General features: G+C 32.0%; 16 protein-coding genes. 15 read left to right on the plus strand and 1 reads right to left on the minus strand.

Annotated elements, in window-relative coordinates:
* Positions 1-60: 60 nt before the first annotated feature.
* The 8 genes from RSE15_RS11050 to RSE15_RS11085 all read left to right on the plus strand — a co-directional run bounded on the left by RSE15_RS11050 (position 61) and on the right by RSE15_RS11085 (position 17,670).
* On the plus strand, positions 61-1,212 hold the full coding sequence (locus RSE15_RS11050; protein ID WP_324068580.1) for a glycoside hydrolase family 16 protein: 1,152 nt from the start codon (positions 61-63) through the stop codon (positions 1,210-1,212).
* Between the two features lie 287 nt (positions 1,213-1,499).
* The gene (locus RSE15_RS11055) at positions 1,500-6,635 is read left to right on the plus strand and encodes a MopE-related protein (protein WP_324068582.1); all 5,136 of its coding nucleotides are present in this window, start codon (positions 1,500-1,502) and stop codon (positions 6,633-6,635) included.
* Positions 6,636-6,829: 194 nt separating this feature from the next.
* Positions 6,830-11,206 carry a MopE-related protein gene (locus RSE15_RS11060; RefSeq protein ID WP_324068584.1) on the plus strand — a complete coding sequence of 1,459 codons (4,377 nt, stop codon included), beginning with the start codon at positions 6,830-6,832 and terminating at the stop codon, positions 11,204-11,206.
* A gap of 225 nt (positions 11,207-11,431) precedes the next feature.
* Positions 11,432-11,977 (plus strand): hypothetical protein, encoded by a 546-nt coding sequence (locus tag RSE15_RS11065; RefSeq protein ID WP_324068586.1) that lies wholly within the window; start codon positions 11,432-11,434, stop codon positions 11,975-11,977.
* 508 nt (positions 11,978-12,485) lie between these two features.
* On the plus strand, positions 12,486-13,616 hold the full coding sequence (locus RSE15_RS11070; protein WP_324068588.1) for a DegT/DnrJ/EryC1/StrS family aminotransferase: 1,131 nt from the start codon (positions 12,486-12,488) through the stop codon (positions 13,614-13,616).
* A 105-nt stretch (positions 13,617-13,721) separates the two neighbouring features.
* Entirely contained in the window at positions 13,722-14,201 is a 480-nt protein-coding gene (locus RSE15_RS11075; protein WP_324068591.1) for a sugar transferase, read from the plus strand.
* 198 nt (positions 14,202-14,399) lie between these two features.
* Complete coding sequence (locus tag RSE15_RS11080) at positions 14,400-15,266, plus strand: polysaccharide biosynthesis/export family protein (protein WP_324068593.1); 867 nt, start codon at positions 14,400-14,402, stop codon at positions 15,264-15,266.
* 10 nt (positions 15,267-15,276) lie between these two features.
* Positions 15,277-17,670 carry a GumC family protein gene (locus RSE15_RS11085; RefSeq protein ID WP_324068594.1) on the plus strand — a complete coding sequence of 798 codons (2,394 nt, stop codon included), beginning with the start codon at positions 15,277-15,279 and terminating at the stop codon, positions 17,668-17,670.
* On the opposite strand, the gene RSE15_RS11090 is transcribed toward RSE15_RS11085, so the two are convergent.
* Positions 17,654-18,403, minus strand: a complete 750-nt coding sequence (locus tag RSE15_RS11090) for a tyrosine-protein phosphatase (RefSeq protein WP_324068596.1) — start codon at positions 18,401-18,403, stop codon at positions 17,654-17,656. The two genes, RSE15_RS11085 and RSE15_RS11090, sit on opposite strands and share 17 nt — an antisense overlap.
* A 264-nt stretch (positions 18,404-18,667) precedes the next feature.
* Between RSE15_RS11090 and RSE15_RS11095 the strand changes: the two genes are divergently transcribed.
* The 7 genes from RSE15_RS11095 to neuB all read left to right on the plus strand — a co-directional run bounded on the left by RSE15_RS11095 (position 18,668) and on the right by neuB (position 24,907).
* The gene (locus RSE15_RS11095) at positions 18,668-19,309 is read left to right on the plus strand and encodes a hypothetical protein (RefSeq protein ID WP_324068598.1); all 642 of its coding nucleotides are present in this window, start codon (positions 18,668-18,670) and stop codon (positions 19,307-19,309) included.
* A gap of 62 nt (positions 19,310-19,371) precedes the next feature.
* Positions 19,372-20,244, plus strand: a complete 873-nt coding sequence (locus RSE15_RS11100; protein WP_324068600.1) for an ABC transporter permease — start codon at positions 19,372-19,374, stop codon at positions 20,242-20,244.
* A gap of 5 nt (positions 20,245-20,249) precedes the next feature.
* Positions 20,250-21,515, plus strand: a complete 1,266-nt coding sequence (locus RSE15_RS11105) for an ABC transporter ATP-binding protein (RefSeq protein ID WP_324068602.1) — start codon at positions 20,250-20,252, stop codon at positions 21,513-21,515.
* A gap of 15 nt (positions 21,516-21,530) precedes the next feature.
* Positions 21,531-22,529 (plus strand): glycosyltransferase, encoded by a 999-nt coding sequence (locus RSE15_RS11110; RefSeq protein WP_324068604.1) that lies wholly within the window; start codon positions 21,531-21,533, stop codon positions 22,527-22,529.
* 79 nt (positions 22,530-22,608) lie between these two features.
* Complete coding sequence (locus tag RSE15_RS11115) at positions 22,609-23,196, plus strand: CatB-related O-acetyltransferase (protein WP_324068606.1); 588 nt, start codon at positions 22,609-22,611, stop codon at positions 23,194-23,196.
* Positions 23,189-23,851 carry an acylneuraminate cytidylyltransferase family protein gene (locus tag RSE15_RS11120; protein WP_324068608.1) on the plus strand — a complete coding sequence of 221 codons (663 nt, stop codon included), beginning with the start codon at positions 23,189-23,191 and terminating at the stop codon, positions 23,849-23,851. The genes RSE15_RS11115 and RSE15_RS11120 overlap by 8 nt, the downstream gene beginning before the upstream one ends.
* Before the next feature lie 15 nt (positions 23,852-23,866).
* Positions 23,867-24,907 carry an N-acetylneuraminate synthase gene (gene neuB, locus RSE15_RS11125; protein WP_324068610.1) on the plus strand — a complete coding sequence of 347 codons (1,041 nt, stop codon included), beginning with the start codon at positions 23,867-23,869 and terminating at the stop codon, positions 24,905-24,907.
* Positions 24,908-24,943: the final 36 nt, after the last annotated feature.

Raw genomic sequence — 24,943 nt, forward strand, 5'->3', positions numbered from 1 at the left:
TAGGTGTTTATATTTTTTGTGCCATAATTAATTTGTTTATTTGATAAAAATCTATGAATTATGAAAAAAATATTCTTTCTTTTTATGTTGCTTTTCGCTTTGGATTCAACAGCTCAAATTAATTATGAATCTATTATAAAATATAGTAATGGAAGTTTAGTGGACAAAAAGATGATAACTTTGAAATTTTCCATTCACGCAAATAGTCCAAATGGCACAGTTGTTTATAGAGAAATTCAGCATCCACTAACTAGTAATATTGGAAAAGTTACAAGTATAGTAGGTAGAGGTTTACCAGAGGTTGGTTCTTTTTCTCAAATTAATTGGTCGCAAGGTAATTATTACTTAATAGTAGAATTTTTTACTGGTAATAATTCATGCGAATGGATTTATGTACCTTTTTATCAAACAAATCAAACAAATCAATTAATATATACTTGTAGTGGCGAACAAACTTTAACACCATGCCCTTTATATACAAATTTAGTATGGTCAGATGAATTTAATGAGAATGGAGCAGTTAATTCTTCAAAATGGCACCATCAAACTCAACTCCCAAACGGGAATAGTTGGTATAATGGCGAAGTTCAACACTATACAAATAATATTGCTAACTCATTCGCTCAAAATGGAGTTTTAAATATTGTTGCAAAAAAAGAATCCTACACAAGTCAAGGGGTAACTAAACAATATACGTCTGCTAGATTAAATTCAAAATTTGCATTTACTTATGGAAGAATTGAAGTAAGGGCTAAGTTGCCAGCGGGTCTTGGTACTTGGCCTGCAATTTGGACGTTAGGAAAAAACATTATAGAGCCTGGAGGCTTTTGGTCAGCTACGCACGGAACTGTAGCATGGCCAAGTTGTGGAGAAATTGACATTATGGAACATTGGGGACACAATCAGAACTTTGTTCAGAGCGCCTTGCATACACCTTCTAGTAATGGTTCAACGAATAATTTAGGGGGAACTACGGTTTCAACAGCTAGCAGTGAGTTTCATATATATTCTTTAGAATGGACTCCAGAAAAAATGTCGTTTAGTGTTGATGGTCAAATATATTATGTATATAACCCATCTGTTAAAAATGCTTATACTTGGCCGTTTAATTCAGATCAATATATTTTATTGAATTTAGCAATTCAACCTCCAATTGATTCGTCAATTAACCAACGCACGTTAGAAGTTGATTATGTAAGGGTTTATCAATAGTTAATTTTGTACTTTACATATAGTATCGTAACATAAAGAATCAATTTACACTTCTTTTTGTTGTTGATTTTAAGAAGTTTACCATTAATTTAACTATACATCACCTTAACGTTTTTTTTTTAACTGCTTCATTTTATCTTTATTTATGCGAAATGTATATATTTTCCCCCATATTTTTTAACATTTAGCAATATATTTACTTTTTGTATAGTTTATGTATACGAAAACGATTTCGAATAATTTAGTATTTTTTTAGTTTAGTAAAATCTAATTTTAACTAATTAATTATGAAAAAATTTTTATTAATCTTTTACTTAATGTTTTTTACATTGAGTTTTGCTCAGGATTTTTCAGGTACATGGAAAATGACTCCTGAGGCATCTTCTTTTGGGGTTGGACCTTCCCAAGGAAGTATGCAATGGTTTTCAAACTCTACAGCAGTTGTATCACAACGGGCTTGTTTTTTTGATGACGAGTATGTGTTTGGTTCTGATGGTACATTTCAAAATGTATTAGGATCACAAACATGGTTAGAGACTTGGCAAGCTAACCCTGATGGTTGTGGTACGCCAGTTGCACCACACAATGGTTCAAATCCTGCTACATGGGCATTTGATGCATCAAACAACACACTTACTCTTACTGGAGTGGGTGCTTACCTTGGGCTTCCAAAAGCATACAATGGGGGTGAATTAAGCAATCCAGCAAATGCTCCAAATTCAATAACCTATATTGTTTCTGCTCAAACTTCTAGTTCAATGACACTTGACATACTTGTTAATGGTGGAAATTGGTGGCGATTTAAATTAACAAAGTCTGATGCACTTCCTACTTGTAATGATGGGATTCAGAATGGAACAGAAACAGGAATTGATTGTGGTGGAACATGTACAGCGTGTCCAGATAACACACCTCCTGCTCCAGACCCAACAATTGCTGACACTAGTGCAATAACAATTTACAGTGATAGTGGTACTTTAGAAGGAACTGCTGTAACTGTTGATACTTTTAGAACGGGTTGGTCTGGTGCTAATTTAACAGAAGTTTCTCTTTCGGGTAACAATACACTAAAATATACTAATCTTGGTTTTGTTGGAATAGAAGCCACTTCTAACCCAATTGATGCTTCTAATATGAATCGTTTTCATTTAGATGTTTACACACCTACAGCAACCACATTTGCAGTAAAATTAGTTGATTTTGGTGCTAATGGATTATATGGGGGTGGTGATGACAGTGAACACCAAGTAGCATTTTCTACGCAAGTAGGATGGAATAGTAAAGATTTGTTGTTATCTACTTTTACAGGCTTAACAGCAAAAGGGCACATAGCGCAAATTATTTTAGTAGGTACAGGAACTGCTTACGTGGATAATATTTATTTTAAATATGAAGAAATACAAATCCCTACTACACCACTAGTTGCGGCTCCAACGCCTCCGGCTAGAAATGCTTGGGATGTAATTTCGTTTTTTAGTGATGCTTACACAAATCTAGGTGCTGATTTCAATCCATATTGGGGTCAGACTACTATTGTTACTCAAGAACAAATACAAGGAAACGCTACCATGAAGTATGCGAATCTTAATTATCAAGGGGTTCAATTTAATGCAGGTGCTAATGTAGCGAACATGACTAAACTTCATATAGATGTTTGGACTCCAAACGCTGAAGCTTTTGAAGTTTTTTTAATTGGTGGTGGTGAAAATGGATTTACATTATTCCCTACACAAGCAGGTTGGAATAGCTTTGATATTGACATGTCAAACTATGCAGCTAGAACATTAACAAATATTATTCAATTCAAATTTGTTGGAACCCCTTTTGGTTCTAGTACTATTTTTTATGACAACTTGTATTTTTGGAGACCAGAATCTTCATTGCCTCCTCCAACAATTACAAGTTTTACAGTTCCTAGTAAATTTGTAGGAGATGAACCTTTCGAATTGACAGCACCTTCAAGTGATTCTAATGGTACATTTAGTTATACGAGTAGTAATACTCAAGTGGCTACTATAGAAGGGAATATTGTAACAATTATAGCGCCTGGTACTACGGTGATAACGGCAACTCAAGAAGCTTCTTCAAATTATGGTTCAGGTACTATAACTGCAAGTTTAGTAGTTAGTTTCCCTCCGCCAGCAACAGCAGCTCCAACACCAACTATTTCATCTAATAGAGTGTTGTCTGTGTTTAGTGACGCTTATACAAATGTAGCGAATACTAACTTTTTTCCATATTGGGGACAAAATCCAACAGTTATTGGTTCTACAGTTTCAATTGATAATAACAGTACTTTAAAATACGAAAGATTAAGTTATCAAGGTATTCAACTTGAGTCTTCAGTTGATGTTTCAGATATGACTACGTTGCATTTAGATATGTGGACGCCAAATTGTACTTCTTTTGAAGTTTATTTAATTAATCCAGGTATTGGAGAGCAAAAAGTAACTTTAATACCAAGTACTTCGGGTTGGAATAGTTTTGATATTGCTTTATCAGAATATACAAACATAGCTTTAAATAATGTAGGGCAATTCAAGTTTGTTGCAGCTCCTGGAGGTTCAACAGTTTATTTGGATAATATTTATTTTAGCAAACCATCATATGTATATTATGTAGATTTAGATGGTGATGGCTATGATAATGGTACTGAAGAGTTGTTTTCTTCAACAGCACCTCAAGGGTACGCAACAACTACTTTAGGTTCAGATTGTGATGATACTAACGTAGATATCCACACAGCTATTACTTATTATGTAGATGCTGATGGAGATAGTTTTGGTTCTACAACTACTGCTTTATTATGTGAAACAACTGCCCCAGAAGGTTATTCAACAAACAATACAGATTGTGATGATGAAGATGAATTCGTATGGCGTACAGGCAGTTTCTATGTAGACACTGACGGTGATACATACGGAGCAGGTGATGCAGTTTCATTATGTTATGGAGCAAGCACACCATCAGGATATGCGGTTGTAGCAGGAGATTGTAACAATTCAAGTGCATCAGTTAATCCAGGAGCTACAGAGATTTGTGGTAACTCAATTGATGACAACTGTAATGGACAAACAGATGAGGGATGTGGAACACAAGTTCAATCTTCACAATGTGGAGTTGCTGTTGCTTCATTCAGTACAAATGTTTTAGCTGATTTAGTTACTGGTGCTACTCAATATAGATTTGAAGTTAGTAGAGGAGCTACTGTATATGAATATACAAATACTTCATCTAATTTCTTTAGATTTAGTTACTTAACTTCTTTAGGATTTGTAAATACTTATGCTACGACTTATTCAGTTCGTGTAAAATATTTTAAATCAGGAGTTTGGAGTGATTATGGTAATTCATGTAATGTTATCACACCTGATGTTCCTTTGACTAAGGTACAAACTTCTCAGTGTGGTATCACATTAGCATCTTTATCAACACAATTAACAGCAGACGCTATATCAGGTGCTCAAGCATATAGATTTGAGGTTACCAATGGTTCAAACGTAAGAACATTTACCACAGTAAATGGATCTACACGTACTTTCCGTTTAACTGATTTAACAGGAGGTCCTACTTACGCAACAACCTATGCTGTAAGAGTAGCTGTTATGTATAATGATGTTTGGACATCTTATGGTACATCATGTAACGTTACTACGCCTGCTTTACCATTAACTAGCGTTCAAGTATCACAATGTGGTGTTACATTAAGTGCTTTCGATACTCCTATTTATGCTACATCAGTAATAGGTGTAACAGGATATAAATTTGAAGTAACTAATGGTGCAACAGTAAGAACTTATACAGCACTGGATGGATTGAATTATTTTAACTTAACACAGTTGACAGGAGTAATAACTTATTCAACGGTATATAGTATAAAAGTATCTGTCCTTAATAATGGTGAATGGAGTGCGTATGGAAGTTCATGTAATGTTACTACGCCAGACCCTTTAACTAAAATTGCAGCCGTTCATTGTGGAACAACAGCTGCATCTTCAACTACTCGTTTTTCGGTAGATGCGATATCAGGTAATCCTACGATTTCAGCTTATCGTTTCCAAGTAATAAGAGGATCAGAAGTTAGAGAGTTTACTACAGCGAATGCAACACAAAACTATTTCCGTTTTTCTGATTTAGGCGTAAGTCCTTATGGAACTTCATATTTAGTTAAAGTTGCGGTATTACATAATGGAGTATGGAGAGCATATGGTGCAGGTTGTACATTGACTACACCAGCTTTACCAGCTACAAAAGTACAAGCATCTCAATGTGGTACAACTTTATCTAGTTACGGTAATACAATTTTTGCAGATGCAATATCTAACGTTAGTAGATATCGTTTTGAGATTACCAATACAGTAACAGGAGCTATAAGAGTAATTACTACAGCAAATGGTACCGTAAGATCATTCAAATTAACAGATATGTCAGGTGGAGCTAATTTTGGCACTACTTATGCTGTTCGTGTAGCAGTAGAAAACAATGGTAATTTTGGACCTTATGGAGTTTCTTGTAATTTAACTACACCTGCCTTACCATTGAGTAAAGTTCAGTCTTCACAATGTGGTATTGTAGGAATTAGTTTTGGGACAAAAGTTTATGCTGATATAGTAGCAGGAGTTACTAAGTATAAATTTGAGGTAACACGTGGTAGTGAAGTTGGATATTATGAGACAACATCTACGACAGATAACTTCTTCCAATTGGCTAATGTTTCAGGAATTACACGTAAATATGCTACAGCTTATACAGTAAGAGTGGCTGTTATGAATAATGGTTTATGGAGTGCTTATGGCACATCGTGTAATGTGACTACTTCATCTTTACCATTAAGTAAAGTTCAGTCATCACAATGTGGAGCAACATTGGCAGGAGGTGTAAATACAACTATTTTTGCTGATGCAGTATCAGGAGTAGAGGCTTATCGTTTTGAAGTAGCCAATGCCAATGCATCAAATCCGTTGTATTTTACCACATCTTCGGGATCAATAAATTCATTTAAATTAAGAGATGTTGTTGGCTTCACTGGAGTTGCAGGATCATCTTATAGAGTAAAAGTGGCATTATTGAATAATGGAGTTTGGAGTTCTTATGGATCAGTATGTAACGTAACGTTACCAGGTACAGCACCAAATACAAGAGAAATAGAGGAGGAACTTCCAACCAATACTACCATCTTTGCAGTGAAAGGGTATCCAAATCCATACAATGCGTATTTCACATTATCGTTAGATACACCGAGCGATGCGATGGTATATGTAAGAGTATTTGATATGACAGGCAAACTAATCGAAGATAGAGAAGTTGCACCGTCATCGTTAGAGAGCTTACAACTAGGCGCAGAATGGGCATCAGGAGTTTACAATGTAATTGTAGCCCAAGATGACCAAGTGAAAACCATTAGAATGGTTAAAAAAGAGTAAGGTAGTAACACAAGTACTGCATAAATCAGTACAAGTGAAACCAACTTATAAACAAGAGGAGGCTGTCGTAAGACAGCCTCTTTTTTTTGGTTAAAATATATATGTATTAGGTTAAAAAAAAATTATTAACACGAAAACGTTTTCGTATTTTTTTTTTTTTTTTTTTTTTTAATTTTAAAAAAAATTAATTTATTATGAAAAATTTTAAAATTATTCTCTTTTTTATTTTATTCTTTGGTAAATTATCCATTAATAATATTTATGCCCAAAATATTTATAATTTAGAGCCTATTCAAGTAGTGGGTCAAATGAATGGTTATAATACTGCCCCAATTTTCAATACTGAATATAGAAAATTATCTACCAATTCTTTTAACCCTGTTGATGGTAGAGGGCAGTGGAAAAGGACTTTCTCCGTTTTTCAGAATGGTGGAAATTTTATTAATTTGAATATGAATGGAGGCGCTGGTAATGGTTTTCTTTTTATATCAGGTCCTTCAAATAATCGATGGCAAAATAAATGGGTTTTTTCTAGTATTGCTCAAGGAACCATAAATCAAGTTAATAATATAACTGCTTATAATTATGGTAATGATATGGGACTTAATTTGAGTCAACAAGGTTATTATACTTTTGTTTTTAATGACTGTGGATATACAAGTTTAAATTCTAAGTATTTTGTGAGTTTTACAACAGAATATCCCATATCTGTTTCAAATAATGGTCAGATAGTTACTGGAAATTATTGTGTTGTAGATATTAAATCAAATAAATCTCCATCTATAGAGGAAAAAATTTATGTAAGGTACAGAATTGGAGTTAATGATTTTACTTCTCAAACTCAGATTATTCAAGCTTCTGGAAATGATATTAATTGGATTGCTAATATTCCATTTCAAGATTGTAGTCAGCCAATTTATTATTATGTATTTACTAGTACAAGAACGTTATCGCAACTTATAAATGATACTGAAATTAATAAATCTTTATCCGTAATTAATTTTGATGATAACTCTGGTTCTAATTATCAATTTTCTCCGCAACCCAATTATTTTTATTCAGATGCTGATGATGATGGTTATGGATTTGGCTTACCTATCGCCTTGTGTGAGGTAATTGCGCCAGCAGGTTATTCTACAAATAATATCGATTGTAATGATGCAGATGAAACTGTATGGCAGTCAGGATTATTATATGTAGATACAGATGGAGACGGCTATGATAATGGTTCCATATCAGTTTGTTATGGAGCTAATACACCATTAGGATATGCAACAACAACAAACGGTACAGACTGTAACGATTCTAATTCAAACATTCATATAGCCGTAATGTATTATGTAGATGCTGATGGTGACGGATATGGTTCAACAGTAACAGCAATGTTATGTGAATCAACACCTCCATCAGGTTATGCATCGAACAATACAGATTGTGATGATACCAACGTAGATATCCACACAGCTATTACTTATTATGTAGATGCAGATGGAGATGGTTTTGGTTCTACAACTACTGCTTTATTATGTGAAACAACTGCACCAGCAGGTTATGCTACAAATAACACTGATTGTGATGACAAAGATGAATTCGTTTGGCGTACAGGCAGTTTCTATGTTGATGCAGATGCAGATACATACGGAGCAGGTCAAGTTGTTTCATTATGTTATGGAGCTACTACACCAGCAGGTTATGCTACAACAACTAATGGTTCAGATTGTAACGATAACAATGTAAACATCCACACAGCAATCACATATTATGTAGATGCTGATCAAGATGGTTACGGTTCAACTACAACGGCTTCATTATGTTCGTTGACAGCGCCAGAAGGTTATGCAACAAACAATACAGATTGTGATGATACCAATGCACAAATTTGGAGAAGCGCTACATTCTATGTAGATGCAGATTCAGATGGCTATGATAGTGGATCAGCTACAGTTTGTTACGGAGCTAATACACCAGCAGGTTATGCTACAACAACTAATGGTTCAGATTGTAATGATGCAAATGCTCAAGTATGGCGTACAGGCAGTTTCTATGTAGACACTGACGGTGATACATACGGAGCAGGTGATGCAGTTTCATTATGTTATGGAGCAAGCACACCATCAGGATATGCAGTTGTAGCAGGAGATTGTAACGATGCTAATGCATTGGTTAATCCAGGAGCTACAGAGATTTGTGGTAACTCAATTGATGACAACTGTAATGGACAAACAGATGAGGGATGTGGAACACAAGTTCAATCTTCACAATGTGGAGTTGCTGTTGCTTCATTCAGTACAAATGTTTTAGCTGATTTAGTTACTGGTGCTACTCAATATAGATTTGAAGTTAGTAGAGGAGCTACTGTATATGAATATACAAATACTTCATCTAATTTCTTTAGATTTAGTTACTTAACTTCTTTAGGATTTGTAAATACTTATGCTACGACTTATTCAGTTCGTGTAAAATATTTTAAATCAGGAGTTTGGAGTGATTATGGTAATTCATGTAATGTTATCACACCTGATGTTCCTTTGACTAAGGTACAAACTTCTCAGTGTGGTATCACATTAGCATCTTTATCAACACAATTAACAGCAGACGCTATATCAGGTGCTCAAGCATATAGATTTGAGGTTACCAATGGTTCAAACGTAAGAACATTTACCACAGTAAATGGATCTACACGTACTTTCCGTTTAACTGATTTAACAGGAGGTCCTACTTACGCAACAACCTATGCTGTAAGAGTAGCTGTTATGTATAATGATGTTTGGACATCTTATGGTACATCATGTAACGTTACTACGCCTGCTTTACCATTAACTAGCGTTCAAGTATCACAATGTGGTGTTACATTAAGTGCTTTCGATACTCCTATTTATGCTACATCAGTAATAGGTGTAACAGGATATAAATTTGAAGTAACTAATGGTGCAACAGTAAGAACTTATACAGCATTGGATGGATTGAATTATTTTAACTTAACACAGTTGACAGGAGTAATAACTTATTCAACGGTATATAGTATAAAAGTATCTGTCCTTAATAATGGTGAATGGAGTGCGTATGGAAGTTCATGTAATGTTACTACGCCAGACCCTTTAACTAAAATTGCAGCCGTTCATTGTGGAACAACAGCTGCATCTTCAACTACTCGTTTTTCGGTAGATGCGATATCAGGTAATCCTACGATTTCAGCTTATCGTTTCCAAGTAATAAGAGGATCAGAAGTTAGAGAGTTTACTACAGCGAATGCAACACAAAACTATTTCCGTTTTTCTGATTTAGGCGTAAGTCCTTATGGAACTTCATATTTAGTTAAAGTTGCGGTATTACATAATGGAGTATGGAGAGCATATGGTGCAGGTTGTACATTGACTACACCAGCTTTACCAGCTACAAAAGTACAAGCATCTCAATGTGGTACAACTTTATCTAGTTACGGTAATACAATTTTTGCAGATGCAATATCTAACGTTAGTAGATATCGTTTTGAGATTACCAATACAGTAACAGGAGCTATAAGAGTAATTACTACAGCAAATGGTACCGTAAGATCATTCAAATTAACAGATATGTCAGGTGGAGCTAATTTTGGCACTACTTATGCTGTTCGTGTAGCAGTAGAAAACAATGGTAATTTTGGACCTTATGGAGTTTCTTGTAATTTAACTACACCTGCCTTACCATTGAGTAAAGTTCAGTCTTCACAATGTGGTATTGTAGGAATTAGTTTTGGGACAAAAGTTTATGCTGATATAGTAGCAGGAGTTACTAAGTATAAATTTGAGGTAACACGTGGTAGTGAAGTTGGATATTATGAGACAACATCTACGACAGATAACTTCTTCCAATTGGCTAATGTTTCAGGAATTACACGTAAATATGCTACAGCTTATACAGTAAGAGTGGCTGTTATGAATAATGGTTTATGGAGTGCTTATGGCACATCGTGTAATGTGACTACTTCATCTTTACCATTAAGTAAAGTTCAGTCATCACAATGTGGAGCAACATTGGCAGGAGGTGTAAATACAACTATTTTTGCTGATGCAGTATCAGGAGTAGAGGCTTATCGTTTTGAAGTAGCCAATGCCAATGCATCAAATCCGTTGTATTTTACCACATCTTCGGGATCAATAAATTCATTTAAATTAAGAGATGTTGTTGGCTTCACTGGAGTTGCAGGATCATCTTATAGAGTAAAAGTGGCATTATTGAATAATGGAGTTTGGAGTTCTTATGGATCAGTATGTAACGTAACGTTACCAGGTACAGCACCAAATACAAGAGAAATAGAGGAGGAACTTCCAACCAATACTACCATCTTTGCAGTGAAAGGGTATCCAAATCCATACAATGCGTATTTCACATTATCGTTAGATACACCGAGCGATGCGATGGTATATGTAAGAGTATTTGATATGACAGGCAAACTAATCGAAGATAGAGAAGTTGCACCGTCATCGTTAGAGAGCTTACAACTAGGCGCAGAATGGGCATCAGGAGTTTACAATGTAATTGTAGCCCAAGATGACCAAGTGAAAACCATTAGAATGGTTAAAAAAGAGTAAGGTAGTAACACAAGTACTGCATAAATCAGTACAAGTGAAACCAACTTATAAACAAGAGGAGGCTGTCGTAAGACAGCCTTTTTTTTTGGGTTATAACTTGGCTTAATTATTTATTTTACAATAACAATCTTAAATCTAAAAAGATTGGATATTTTTACATAATGAAAAATATGTCTTACTTGTAAAAATTTTAAAATAGTTGTTATTAAATAAAAAATTTATCTTATGAAATTAATTAAATATTCATTTTTTATATTATTATTTTCTTTTATGTCAGTAAGAGCTCAAAATAATTTATTTTCATTCACTCAAAGCGGATTAACTAAATTTATTATTCAAGAGTTTAAAGACGTAAAACAGAAAGAATTGTATGAAAAAACCATGAGTTGGTTAAATCTAAATAAACAAAAGAGTAAAATTCAGCTAAACGATACAAAAAAAAACGAATTCATTTGCTTTGAAGAAGTGAAATCAAGAATTTTATGTGATAAGTATTTGGAAGATTTGAATTGTTATGATATCAGATCCACCATTCTAATTTCTTTCAATAATAATAGCTATAAGTTCGAGGTAGTTAAAATGGAAATACTAATACAAACAAATACGGAAAGAAAATGGATGGATTTTTCAATTGAAGCGGATCATCAAAATAAGTATTTTAAAAAAAATGGGATGATAAATGCTAGATATAAAATGTATCCTAGTACGATAGAAACTATTTTTAATTCATTTAATGAAAATTTGAAAAATTATATTGTTAATTCCCATTGAGTTTTCAATTTATAGTATGTTTACTTCAGTTGTAAGGAGTTTATAACGATAAAGAGTGTAAAAAATTGAAAAAATCAAAAAGAATTTAAAACAGGTTAATGATTTTTTTAAATAGAGAGTGTTAATTTTTTTCACAGAGCTGCATCGGTATTTTTTGAAATAGATTGCTTTTAAAAAGTTATACAGAGTCCGAAGCTTCGGAAGCTACGTTATTCATAATACAAACTAAACTAATTAGATGGTTCATGCTGTCAAGCATCTCTTGAATATGTGATTACTAAAAAATGAACTTAGTTTTAGTAAGATTTCGAAATACTGAAGCCATAGTTTTCACCCTTTTGCCTTCAATCATCTCAGTAAACATAACTAATAAATCTAATGAAAAAAAGTAATTCCACCCCCATCACTTCGATTTTTCATAAAATTACCCCAGCTATTTTATTAAAAATGTATCTAGAACTACTATAAACAAACTCTAAAAATAATATATTTGCATAAATATAATAATATGAATCCATCTAAAATATGGTTATCTTCTCCACACATGGGGGGTAACGAACAAAAATATGTACAAGAAGCTTTTGATGCGAATTGGGTAGCACCTTTAGGGCCAAATGTAACAGGTTTGGAAAATGACATTCAAAATTATTTAAAAGAAGGTGCAGAAGTAGCTGCCTTAAGTTCTGGGACTGCTGCACTACATTTAGCACTTATTTTAGCAGGTGTTACAGCAGGTGATGAGGTAATTTGTCAGAGCATGACTTTCTCCGCCTCTGCCAACCCTATTTTATATTTAGGAGCAATTCCAGTTTTTATCGATAGTGAAAAAGAAACTTGGAATTTGTGTCCTATAGCCTTAGAAGAAGCTATAAAAGACAGAATTTTAAAAGGAAAAAAACCAAAAGCAATCATAGGAGTACATTTGTATGGTATGCCTTTCAATGTAGAAGCAATTGTTGCGATTTCAACAAAATATGAAATACCTCTCATTGAAGATAGTGCTGAAGCGCTTGGAAGTACTTATAAAGGACAAAAGTGTGGTACGTTTGGCGCATTTGGTGTGCTTTCATTCAATGGAAATAAAATAATCACCACTTCAGGAGGGGGGGCTTTGGTTACTAAGACCAAAGAGAGTAAAGAAAAAGCGGTCTTTTTCGCAACACAATCAAGAGATAACGCACCACATTACCAACATTCAGAAATTGGTTATAACTACAGAATGAGTAATATTTGTGCGGGTATAGGAAGAGGTCAAATGGAAGTAATTGACACAAGGGTATCCCAACGTAGAGCAATGCATTCATTTTACCAAGAGATATTTAAAGAGAATAACGTAGTTACGGTGTTCAATGAACCGTCAAATGACTATTTTTCTAATCATTGGCTAAGTGCTATAGTGTTAGGGTCGTATGAGCAACGAGAAGCATTACGTTTAGCATTGGAGGCATGTAATATTGAGTCTAGACCTTTGTGGAAGCCAATGCATCTGCAGCCTATTTTTGAAAAGTATCCGTATTATGGGGCAAAAGTATCTGAAACATTATTTGAAAAAGGATTATGCATGCCTTCAGGTTCCAATCTAACAGATACAGATAGAGATAGAATTGCTGAGGTTATTGAAGTGTTTTTTCCAAGGTGATTCGTGTGTTTTAAATGTTTACCATTGGGCACTCAAGGTACGTAATAGGTACAGATTTATATTGAAGATTTTAGAAGATAAAATTTAAATAGGGAATTACGTAGAATGTTGTTTACACAAACAAGAATAGGTTATAAAGGAATTCCTTTTACAATTTATAAGTTTAGAACCTATACAGTAGAGGGAGCTAAACAAACTTTTTATGGAAGTATTTTAAGAAAAACAAAGTTAGATGAATTACCCCAACTGTATAATTTATGTAAAGGCGATATGGTTTTAGTCGGTCCTAGACCCGATATTCCAGGTTATGCCGATACGTTGGAAGGAGAGGATGCAATTATATTAACGGTAAAACCAGGAATAACAGGATTAGCCTCACTAAAATATAAAAAGGAGGAATTTTTATTGCAATCTAAGAAGCATCCTCAACAGTATAATGACGAAATCATCTGGCCTGATAAAGTACGTATTAATAAATGGTATATTCAGCACAGAACTATTGTTATGGATCTTATAATATTATTTTATACCTTTATTCCTTTGCCTTTTAATGTGGATAAGTTTATTGAAAATTATAAATCATAAGCTCAAATTAAAGAACAAATTCAGTTCTTGGACTAAAACAAAGTATAACGTCTTAATTTTCAGATGATTTGTAACTCTCTCAGCACAAAGCAAGTCAAAAAAAATCGAAAATTCTCTGTGCAAAATAAAAAGTGCAATGATTTGTGTTACTTGTGTCTTTAGTGGTTATAATAACTTAATATTAAAAAATCCAACTAAATGATTCCAAATTACATCATTCATACTATTTATGCTTTCTTATTTAAAATATTTTTCATTCAATTAAATTATACTATATTTGCAGTTAAATTTGATTTTATGAAAAAAGTGGTTGTGCTACAACTGATGGCTTTAATATTTGTTATAACATCGTGTACGGCAAAGAAAGAAATTCTGTATTTAAATGACTTAAAAGCCAATGAGAATAGTAGTTTTCAATGGTCCGATGTAATTATACAACCAAATGATATTATAAGTGTAAAAATAACTGCAGATGATATGTTATTAGCAGCTCCTTATAATTTAAACCCGGCCCAACAACAAAATTTACAAAATACTCAGTTAATGTTACAAGGGTATTTAGTTTCTAATGAAGGTAAAATAAATCTACCAGTATTAGGTGATTTTGAGGTTAAAAATTTAACTTATACCCAATTAGAGTCTAGGATTCAAGGGGATTTAATTTCGAAAAAATTATTAAAAAATCCAATTGTTGTTTGTAGAATATTAAACGCAAAAGTTACTATTTTAGGAGAAGTTAGGAATCCTGGTACTTATACTTTCTTTGAGAATAATTTAACCGTTTTACAGGCTTTAGGTCTGGCAGGAGATTTGAATATTAATGGTGTAAGGAAAAACATTAAAGTTATTCGTTTGGAGAATAATCAGCAAAAAATCGGCGAAATTGACTTAACTAAAAAGAATTGGATGAATTCTCCTTTTTATTTTATAAAACCTAATGATGTTATTATTGTAAATCCAAATACTGCTAAAGTTAAATCAGCAGGTATTATTGGTAATGCAGGAACTTTACTAGGAACAATATCTGTTATTTTATCCTCATTTTTAATCATTAGAAGTCTTTAATCTCTCATAAATGAATAATAATTTTCCAAAAAATAACGAAATTAATAATAATCAATTTGATTTAAAAGAAGAGTTTTATAAATATTTGCCTTTTTGGTATTGGTTCGTTATAGGTTTATTCTTTGCTTTAATATCAGTAAAGATTTACTTGAGATATCAAAGTGATATTTATGAATCTAAAACTATTGTAAAACTATTGGATGACACTAATTCTGATTTTAAAATGCCTTCTAGTGGTGTTAATTTCTTTATGCGAAGCAAAATCAATATTGAAAATGAAAAGGAAATTATTAGGTCTAATCGCTTATTAACCAAGGTAGTTAAAGAGCTTCAGTTGTATAATCAATTTTTTACAGAAGGTAAAGTAAAAAATTCTGAAGAATATGGAATAAAAAATCCAAGTATTGAATGGATTGGAAGTGAAGAAAAAACAAATTCATTTAAAGGATTGTGGAAAATAACTTATGATAGTAAAGGGTATTTTTGGGACAACGATAATAAAAAAAGAGAATACAATAAAATTTATGACATAGAGGGAATAGCGATGAGGGTTATTCCTCCTATTGAACTGCATAATAATGTTAATACACTTTCAATTAAAAAGATTTCTTTAAATGATGCAGTCACTCGATTAAAAGCTAATATCGAAGTAAGTTTAGTAGGAGAGGAAAGTGATTTGTTGCAAATTACTACAAATGGTCCAATAATAAATAAAAATAATGCAATTTTAAATACTTTAAATGAAGTTTTTGATAGAGATGGTAGAGAAGATAGGCAACAAATTTTTAAGAAAACTATTGAATTTGTTAATGCTCGTTTCGAATATTTATTCAAAGAATTGGATACTATAGAATTGAATAAAGCAGATTACAAAAAAGAGCAAAAATTATCATTTCTTGAGGGAGATAGCCAATCTTTATTAGGAACAAAGGGAGTGACATTTTCTGAATACGAGCAAGCTAAAACGCAATCCTTGTTAAGTGATATTATTATTTCAGCCTTAAAGGAAGTTAATGATAATGAATTGTTACCTACTAATATAGGTTTGGAAGAAATGAAAGTTAATGGTTTAGTTGATGAATACAACAAAGTAGTTTTAGAAACCCAAAAAATAATTACAAGCGCTGGTGAAAATCATCCAAGTGTTCAAAAGTTAATAGAAGTTCAAAAAAACTTGAAGAGTAATGTTAGGTATTCTCTAAATGCTTATCAAGATGTTTTATCAATTAAGATTCAGGCTATAGACAAAGTAAAAGCTATGCAGGAATTTCAATTTGCAGCGTTACCTTACCAGGAAAAAACAATACGTTCTATAGAAAGACAACAAAAAATAAAAGAAACACTGTATTTATTATTGTTACAAAAAAGAGAAGAAGCCAGTATAAATTTAGCTATAACAAATCCATCTATTAAAATTGTAGATGAAGCGATTTCAGAATCAAATCCTCATTCCCCAAAAAGGGCATTGTTTTATTTAATAGCCACTTTTTTAGGATTATCAATCCCTCTTGCTTTAATTTTTTTGTATTATTTATTTGATAGTAGAATTCATACTAGAAAAATGATTGAACATGTATTGGACGATATGCCTATTATTGCTGAGATTCCCTTTATAGAGGAACAAAGCAAAATAGTCAAGAAAAATGATCATTCTGTGTTATCGGAAGCTTTCAGAATATTGGTGGCTAATTTGAATTTTATTATTCCTATGAATAGTAAAAGTGCACCAGCAATTTTTGTTTCATCAACAATAAAAGGAGAAGGTAAAACATTTATTGCAACTAATTTAGCCCTAACATTAGCTTCTTTAGGAAAAAAAGTAATTATAGTTGGTACAGATTTACGAAATCCTCAATTACATAAAGCGCTAAAAACTAAGAAAGAAAAAATTGGATTGGTCAACCTTTTAGTGCAACCTGAGTTAAGTTTTAACGATTGTGTTTGTCATGAAGAGATAAATGATATTCCACTAGATATTATTTATTCAGGGGTTATTCCTCCTAATCCTACAGAAATTTTAGCAAACGGTCATTTTGAGCATATTTTGGCCGAACTAAAACAAGTGTATGATTATGTTGTTATTGATACTGCTCCTACCTTATTAGTTGCAGATTCTACAATAATTACAAAATATGCAGACACAACGCTTTATTTAATTAAAGCAAACTATACTGATAAACAAATTTTACCATATATTAATAATTTAAAACACCAAAATAAAATTAAAAATACAGCAATTGTATTTAATAATATTGGTCAAAATGAAGGATATGGAAAAGGGTATGCTTATTCATATCAATACAATTATGGCTATGGATATGGTTATAATATGAGTACTTTATTACCAATTCGATTCGCTAAATTTACTCGAATTTTTAAAAGTATGCTTAAAAAGAAGAAGTAGAGAAAATACGATTTGATTGAATAAGTCCCTCAAGTTGTTTGCAATTTGAACCGGCAATTTTCAAGGGCACTTCTTTAGTAAACAGAATGTGCTCTATTCTATGGGTGTCAGTACCCATAAAGTCGTACATTTCTAAATCAAGTAGTTGTTGGCAAAGTTTTTTTACATCATTTCCATAATACCCTAAAATGGATAAGCTATTCATTTGGAAATATAAATCAAAATTTTTTAAGCGCTCGAAAGCGGAAAGATTATTTTTCCAATACAAATATCGTTCAGGATGTGCCAAAATTAATTTAAAACCTTTTAATTTTAATTGGAACAGTGTTTCCATTATCCGTTCAGATGGTGCAAAAAGCATAGAAAATTCAACCAATACATACCCCCCTGTTAAGGTTACTAAAGTTTTTTGTTCCATCAGATGTTCTAAATAGACATCTGCAAGATATTCACTTGCAACATTCTTAATAAACAAAGAGTCAACACTACTGCAATAGTTTGCATAGGCAGTTGTAAGATCAGCTGTGCTATTGTTCCATAAACCTGGATAGGTGTGTGGTGTAGCTATTGCTTCTGTGATGCCTAATTCTTGCATAGCATTACAAAGGCTTATCGTTTCTTCTAATGATTTTGAGCCATCATCTATTCCCCAAAGTAGGTGATTGTGGATGTCAATAAAACCATTTTCCCACAAGTCTTTCCAGAAAATTTTTTTCTTAGAAATCCAAAACATTTCGGTGATTTTAAAATTAATAGTCAAAAATACAATTTAATACTACAATTTGTGTTTACAATTAAAATGTTTTTTTAAGTTTGCATCAAATTTATTTTAGAGATGTACTTAGTATATAGATATTTTCAAATCAATACAGAGGAAATGAATTTTTAAATTTTTTTAGTCAATAGAATAAATTTGTAACCTTAAATAAAAAAAACGTAATAATTCATTTGTTGCTATTTATAATGCATTAATGAAATAAAAAAAAAATAAGCCATAATGAAAAATAAATTATTTTTAGTAGTAGTGTTTTTAATAAGTAGTTCTCTAGCGGTAGCTCAATTCAATAGAAATAATATGTCGGTTGAATTAAATTACGGTTACAATGGCGCCATACAACCTTATAACAAGCAATTTCAATCCAATTTTTCTGGATTTAATCATTTTGAAGTAGGTCTTCGATACATGTTTTCAGAATATTTGGGAACAAAAATAATTTTTAAATCCGATAAATTTGTAAATGATCCAGGAGGTAATATAGGGATTCAATACAATTCTTTGGGTGCAGGTTTAGTTTATAATGCTGGAAAAAAATTAGGTTTAACCTATTTTACAAGAGATAATTTAGGTCTTTTGGTTCATTTAGAAGGTTCAATTGGTTTTGCAAACTCATTACAACAACAATTTGAATCAGAAAAAACACAAATAATTGGATTTGGTATTACACCTCAATATAGAATCAATAATAAATTTGCCATCGTTTCTGATTTTACATATAATATCAATTTAAAGCAATTATATGGATTTGATGGCTTTCCAATCAATACTAATAAAGTTTCTGAAAGTGGTAGTTTTTACAACATTTCTATTGGTTTAATTTATTATATTGGTGAAAATAAATATCATTCGGATTGGTATTAAATCCTATATTTGTAATTATTGTATTGGCTTTAGCTAAAAGTTGATATAGAATAAATATCAGCATGAGTAAACCGGAATTTTCAGAAGACAAATGGTTGTATACAATAGAGCCAAAAGATAATTTCTTTTCTTTTCATGTAAATGAGATTTGGCGCTACCGTGATTTATTAATGTTGTTTGTAAAGCGTGATATTGTAACTGTTTACAAACAAACAATTTTAGGCCCGCTTTGGTATTTAATTCAACCTTTATTTACTTCAGTAATTTTTACTATTATTTTTAATAATGTTGCAGGAATTGATACGGGTAAAACCCCTTCTTTTTTATTTAATTTAGGAGGTGTTATGGTCTGGAGTTATTTCACAGCTTGTTTGAATGATACATCAGATACCTTTAAGAAAAATGCAGCTATTTTTGGAAAGGTGTATTTTCCAAGGATAATAGTTCCTTTGGCCATTGTTATTTCTAATTTGGTAAAATTTGGAATGCAGTTTTTTATTTTTATTTTTTTTTATATTTATTACTTAATAGTAGGTGAAATAACAATACAATTTACAACAGCTACTTTTTTTTTCCCAATATTAGTTGCTGCTATGGGAATTTTAGGACTTGGATTAGGAATGATTATTTCTTCAATGGTTACAAAATATCGTGATTTAAGTTTCTTAGTGGGTTTTGGTGTGCAACTGTTAATGTATGTTTCTGCCGTAATGTACCCTATGGCATTGTTAAAAGAAAAATTACCTGATTATGGTTGGTTGATTGTGTATAATCCACTAGCATATATGGTTGAAACGTCAAGATTTATGTTGTTGCATGAGGGGAGTATTTCAATTTCAGGATTGTTGTATACTGTAGGTATAACAATTTTGATATTCTTATTAGGAGTATTAATTTTTAATAAGACCGAAAAGAGTTTTATTGATACTGTGTAAGAGAAATGAGTCAAAAAGATATCATATTAAAAGCCGAAAATATTTCTAAACAATATCGTTTAGGAACTGTGGGTACTGGAACATTGAGTCATGATTTGAATCGATGGTGGCATGCTATTCGAGGAAAACAAGACCCATATCTGAAAGTCGGTGAAATTAATGATAGAAGTTTAAAAGGGAATAGTGAGTACGTTTGGGCTCTGCAACACATTAATTTTGAGGTTAATAGAGGAGAAGTTTTAGGAATAATTGGAAAAAATGGGGCAGGAAAATCTACTTTACTAAAAATATTATCAAAAGTTACTGCACCAACAACAGGTATTATTAAATCAAGAGGAAGAATAGCTTCGTTGTTAGAAGTTGGAACAGGTTTTAATCCAGAATTAACAGGAAGAGAAAACATCTATTTGAATGGAGCTATTTTGGGTATGACCAAAAAAGAAATTACTTCAAAATTAGATGAAATTATTGCTTTTAGTGGCTGTGAGCGTTATATCGATACCCCAACAAAACGATATAGTAGTGGAATGACCGTTCGCTTAGCCTTTGCAGTGGCGGCATTTTTAGAGCCTGAAATTTTGGTTGTAGATGAGGTTTTAGCTGTTGGAGATGTGGAGTTTCAAAAGAAGGCTATTGGCAAAATGAAAGATATATCAACAACAGAAGGAAGAACGGTATTATTTGTGAGTCATGATATGTCTGCAATCGAATCACTATGTTCAAAATTATTGATTGTTGAGAATGGGTATATTGCTTATGATGGCGCAGTTGAGAAAGGAATTGAAAAATATATTACAGGAAATAATAATAGAAAATTTGTTCAAAAAGAAAATGATTTTGGCTATTATATAAAAGATTTTTATATTGAAAAAGAAGCCAGTTCTATACAAATTATTAATGTATGGACTCCTTTTACATTTAAAGGTACTTTAAAATTTGAAAAAGAATTACCCGTGGATTTAAAATTAGAAATTGTAGTTAATAATAGTTTTGGACAACCTTGTACTACACTCTCTACTTGGTTAAATTCAATAGTAATTAATGTAGAGACCAATATTTTAGAGTTCTCATGTTATTTAAAGAATGGACTACCCTTTGCCTCTGGAGAATATTCAATAAGTTTATATGTTATTGGTAATAAAAGGATCGAATTTAGAGATTTTTATTTTTTTGAATTGATTAATAGTTCATACACAGAATATAAATTTCCATTAAAGAAGCAACATGGAAATGTGTTTTCTCCCAATACATGGGATTTTATTTCTAGCTAATTAAATTTCATTGTTATGAGAATAGGAATTAATCCAGCACGTGATCAACTTCTTTCAACATCTGATTTTATACATCAGGTGATTGTACCTGTTTTTATTCCTAATCAAGAAGCATATTATAATGAGAGTCTAAATGTTTTGAAAACATGTTTAGAATCCTTATTTAACACATGTCATAGTAAAACTTATTTTACAATTGTAAATAATGGGTCATGCAAAGAAGTTGCTGCTTATTTAGATGATTTAATGAATAATAAACAAATACATGAATTGATTCATACAACTTCAATTGGTAAAATGAATGCTATATTGAAGGCTCTTGTAGGCAATTCGTTTGATTTAATTACCATAACCGATGCAGATGTTTTATATTTACATGGATGGCAAAATAAAGTATACAATATTTTTAATGCTTTTCCTAAGGCAGGAGTAGTTGGAACAACACCTTTTTCTAACATGTTGAAATATTATACTGCTTCAATTTACATAGATTTTTTATTTTCAAATAAAATGCGTTTTGAAAATGTAGCAGATAAAAGTGCATTAGATAATTTCGCAAAAAGTGTTAATAATCCTAATTTGTTCAATGAATTACAATTAAAAAAAAATTTAATAATTGAACATAATGGTGTAAAAGCGGTTGTTGGATCAGGTCATTACTCAGCTACATATAGAGGTGATTTTTTTGACCAATTGAATGCTACCTATTCTAGTTATAGTTTAGGAGGGAGAAGTGAATTAGATTTTTTAGATTCTCCTTGCGATATGAAGGGGTATTATCGTTTAAGTACAACTGATAATTTCACCTATCATATGGGAAATACTATGACAGATGCAATTAAAATGATTGTAAATACAAGTAAAGTTGATTATCGTGAAATTGATTTTTTTGTTTGTTTAAATAAAAATAAAAAGTATTTTTATCCTTATTGGATAAAGAAAATTCTGGAAAAGATATTATATAGTACTGTTTTTTGGAATATTTTTTTAAAAAGTAAGGGACTCTATAAATAATTAAAAAATGTTTAAAAGACTTATTATATATATATATAAATACAAAATAAAACGCCTAAACTATCTTTTCAGAAAAAGAATGGAAAAACAAGATGTTTTTATTGATACAATGGCAAAAGGTTATTGTAAAGTTCTTTTTTTAGGTAAAAATATTATTCCAGAGCGATGTCAATTTTTAAACAAAGGAATATCAATTGGTTTTGGAACTACTTTGGGAGTAAATAATTGTTTTGCCGGAAAGATTGAGATAGGGAATTATTGTCAAATTGGTGCCGATGTAGCTTTTCACGCTTCAAACCATCCTATTTCTTATTTAACAACTTATATAAATAGTAATCTATTCAATGGTGAATTAAACCAATTTAAAGAGCAGTATGTAATTAAGGTAGGTCATGATGTTTGGGTAGGTCATGGTGTGAAAATTGTTGGAAATGTTATAGTTGGAAATGGTGCTATAATTGGTGCTGGAAGTGTGGTTACAAAAGATGTTGCTCCTTATTCCATAGTTGCAGGAGTTCCTGCTAAAGAAATTAGAAAACGTTTTTCTGAAAGTATTATTAAAGAAATTGAGATGTTAGCGTGGTGGGATAAATCAGAGCAGGAATTAGAAAAAATAAAACCTTTATTTTTGAAAGATTTTACGAATAGACATAGTATTTATGAATAAAACAATAGCCATCATCCCAGCTCGTGGCGGTTCCAAACGCTTACCAGGCAAAAACATAAAGCTGTTGGGAGAACTTCCTTTGTTGGTACATACCATTTTATTTGCGCAACAACATGATTTTATAGCTGCAGTTTATGTTTCTACAGATGATGAAGCGATAAAAAGCGTAGCAATGCAATATGGTGCTTTAGTAATCGATAGACCACAAATGCTTTCTGGAGATTTTGAACCTACCGTTTCCGCTCTAAAGCATGTTTTAGAAACCATTACTCAAGAAGTAGAAAATGTACTATTATTACAAGCTACTAATCCATTGCGACCTCATAACTTACTAAATGAAGCCTTTGTTAGGTTTCAAGATGAACAAGTAGACTGTTTGTTTACGGTTTCGCGTAGTCACCACAAATTAGGGAAAATTGAAAACCATACATTTATTCCATACAACTATGAAGTGGGGCAACGCAATCAAGATTTAGAACCCTTGTATTATGAGAATGGGTTACTTTATATTATAAAAGCATCAACTATATTAAATAATGAAATTATTACAAAAGAATCGTTCCCTTTTGTAGTAAATCATCCTTTTGCCAACGTAGATATTGATACACAAGAAGATTTTGATTACGCAGAATATCTTTTAAAAATACACAACTAATTATTTACTAAATATATGAATCCCTATATAGAAATAGCTGGAAGAAAAATAGGTCAAGATTTTCCTCCTTTAGTCATAGCAGAAATTGGAATTAATCATGAAGGTTCATTACAAGTAGCAAAAGAAATGGTTGATGCAGCTTATAGAGCTGGCGTTGAGGTTGTCAAACATCAAACGCATATTGTAGCAGATGAAATGACTGGAGCTGCTAAGAATGTAATTCCAGGAAATTCCAATGTTTCCATTTATGAAATTATGGAGCGTTGTGCTTTAAATGAAGAAGATGAATTAGAATTAAAAAAGTATGTGGAGTGTAAAGGAATGATTTTTATATCTACTCCATTTTCTCGTGCTGCTGCAGAACGTTTAAAAAAGTTTGATATTCCAGCATATAAAATTGGTTCAGGTGAATGCAACAATTATCCGTTATTAGAACATATAGCTTCTTTTGGAAAGCCAGTCATTTTAAGTACAGGAATGAATACAATAGATAGTATTCAAAAAGCTGTAGATATTTTTGAAAAAAACAACATTCCTGTGGCATTATTACATACCACTAATTTATATCCAACGCCTATTCATTTAGTTCGTTTTGGTGCCATGATGGAAATGCATAAAGTTTTTTCTACAAAGGTTTTTGGATTGTCAGATCATACCTTAAATAATAATGCTTGTTTGGGAGCAGTAGCTTTAGGGGCGTCTATTTTAGAACGCCACTTTACGGATCATATGCGTCGGACTGGTCCTGATATACAATGTAGTATGGATGAGCAAGCATGTAAAGAATTAATTATCAACAGTGCTGAAATGGCCCAAATGCGCGGTGGAACAAAAAAACCAGTATCTGAGGAGCAGGTAACAATTGATTTTGCTTTTGCAACAGTTTGTTCTATTGCAGCCATTAAAAAGGGAGCTATTTTAACTAAAGAAAATATTTGGGTAAAGCGACCAGGAACGGGTGAAATTTTAGCCGAACACTTCGATAATTTATTAGGCAAAACTGCTAAAAGAGACATTGAAAATGATGAGCAATTAAATTTTGCAGATTTTCAGTGATTCGTGAATATAAATTCAAGCACCTATTAGGTCTTA

This window comes from Flavobacterium sp. (assembly GCF_035195345.1).
Lineage (GTDB): Bacteria > Bacteroidota > Bacteroidia > Flavobacteriales > Flavobacteriaceae > Flavobacterium.

What these genes read in the sequence shown, in the direction of transcription:
- RSE15_RS11050 (WP_324068580.1), top strand. Translation starts at nt 61, where the DNA reads ATGAAAAAAATATTCTTTCTTTTTATGTTGCTTTTCGCTTTGGATTCA.
- RSE15_RS11055 (WP_324068582.1), top strand. Translation starts at nt 1,500, where the DNA reads ATGAAAAAATTTTTATTAATCTTTTACTTAATGTTTTTTACATTGAGT.
- RSE15_RS11060 (WP_324068584.1), top strand. Translation starts at nt 6,830, where the DNA reads ATGAAAAATTTTAAAATTATTCTCTTTTTTATTTTATTCTTTGGTAAA.
- RSE15_RS11065 (WP_324068586.1), top strand. Translation starts at nt 11,432, where the DNA reads ATGAAATTAATTAAATATTCATTTTTTATATTATTATTTTCTTTTATG.
- RSE15_RS11070 (WP_324068588.1), top strand. Translation starts at nt 12,486, where the DNA reads ATGAATCCATCTAAAATATGGTTATCTTCTCCACACATGGGGGGTAAC.
- RSE15_RS11075 (WP_324068591.1), top strand. Translation starts at nt 13,722, where the DNA reads ATGTTGTTTACACAAACAAGAATAGGTTATAAAGGAATTCCTTTTACA.
- RSE15_RS11080 (WP_324068593.1), top strand. Translation starts at nt 14,400, where the DNA reads ATGATTCCAAATTACATCATTCATACTATTTATGCTTTCTTATTTAAA.
- RSE15_RS11085 (WP_324068594.1), top strand. Translation starts at nt 15,277, where the DNA reads ATGAATAATAATTTTCCAAAAAATAACGAAATTAATAATAATCAATTT.
- RSE15_RS11090 (WP_324068596.1), bottom strand. Translation starts at nt 18,403, where the DNA reads ATGTTTTGGATTTCTAAGAAAAAAATTTTCTGGAAAGACTTGTGGGAA.
- RSE15_RS11095 (WP_324068598.1), top strand. Translation starts at nt 18,668, where the DNA reads ATGAAAAATAAATTATTTTTAGTAGTAGTGTTTTTAATAAGTAGTTCT.
- RSE15_RS11100 (WP_324068600.1), top strand. Translation starts at nt 19,372, where the DNA reads ATGAGTAAACCGGAATTTTCAGAAGACAAATGGTTGTATACAATAGAG.
- RSE15_RS11105 (WP_324068602.1), top strand. Translation starts at nt 20,250, where the DNA reads ATGAGTCAAAAAGATATCATATTAAAAGCCGAAAATATTTCTAAACAA.
- RSE15_RS11110 (WP_324068604.1), top strand. Translation starts at nt 21,531, where the DNA reads ATGAGAATAGGAATTAATCCAGCACGTGATCAACTTCTTTCAACATCT.
- RSE15_RS11115 (WP_324068606.1), top strand. Translation starts at nt 22,609, where the DNA reads ATGGAAAAACAAGATGTTTTTATTGATACAATGGCAAAAGGTTATTGT.
- RSE15_RS11120 (WP_324068608.1), top strand. Translation starts at nt 23,189, where the DNA reads ATGAATAAAACAATAGCCATCATCCCAGCTCGTGGCGGTTCCAAACGC.
- neuB (WP_324068610.1), top strand. Translation starts at nt 23,867, where the DNA reads ATGAATCCCTATATAGAAATAGCTGGAAGAAAAATAGGTCAAGATTTT.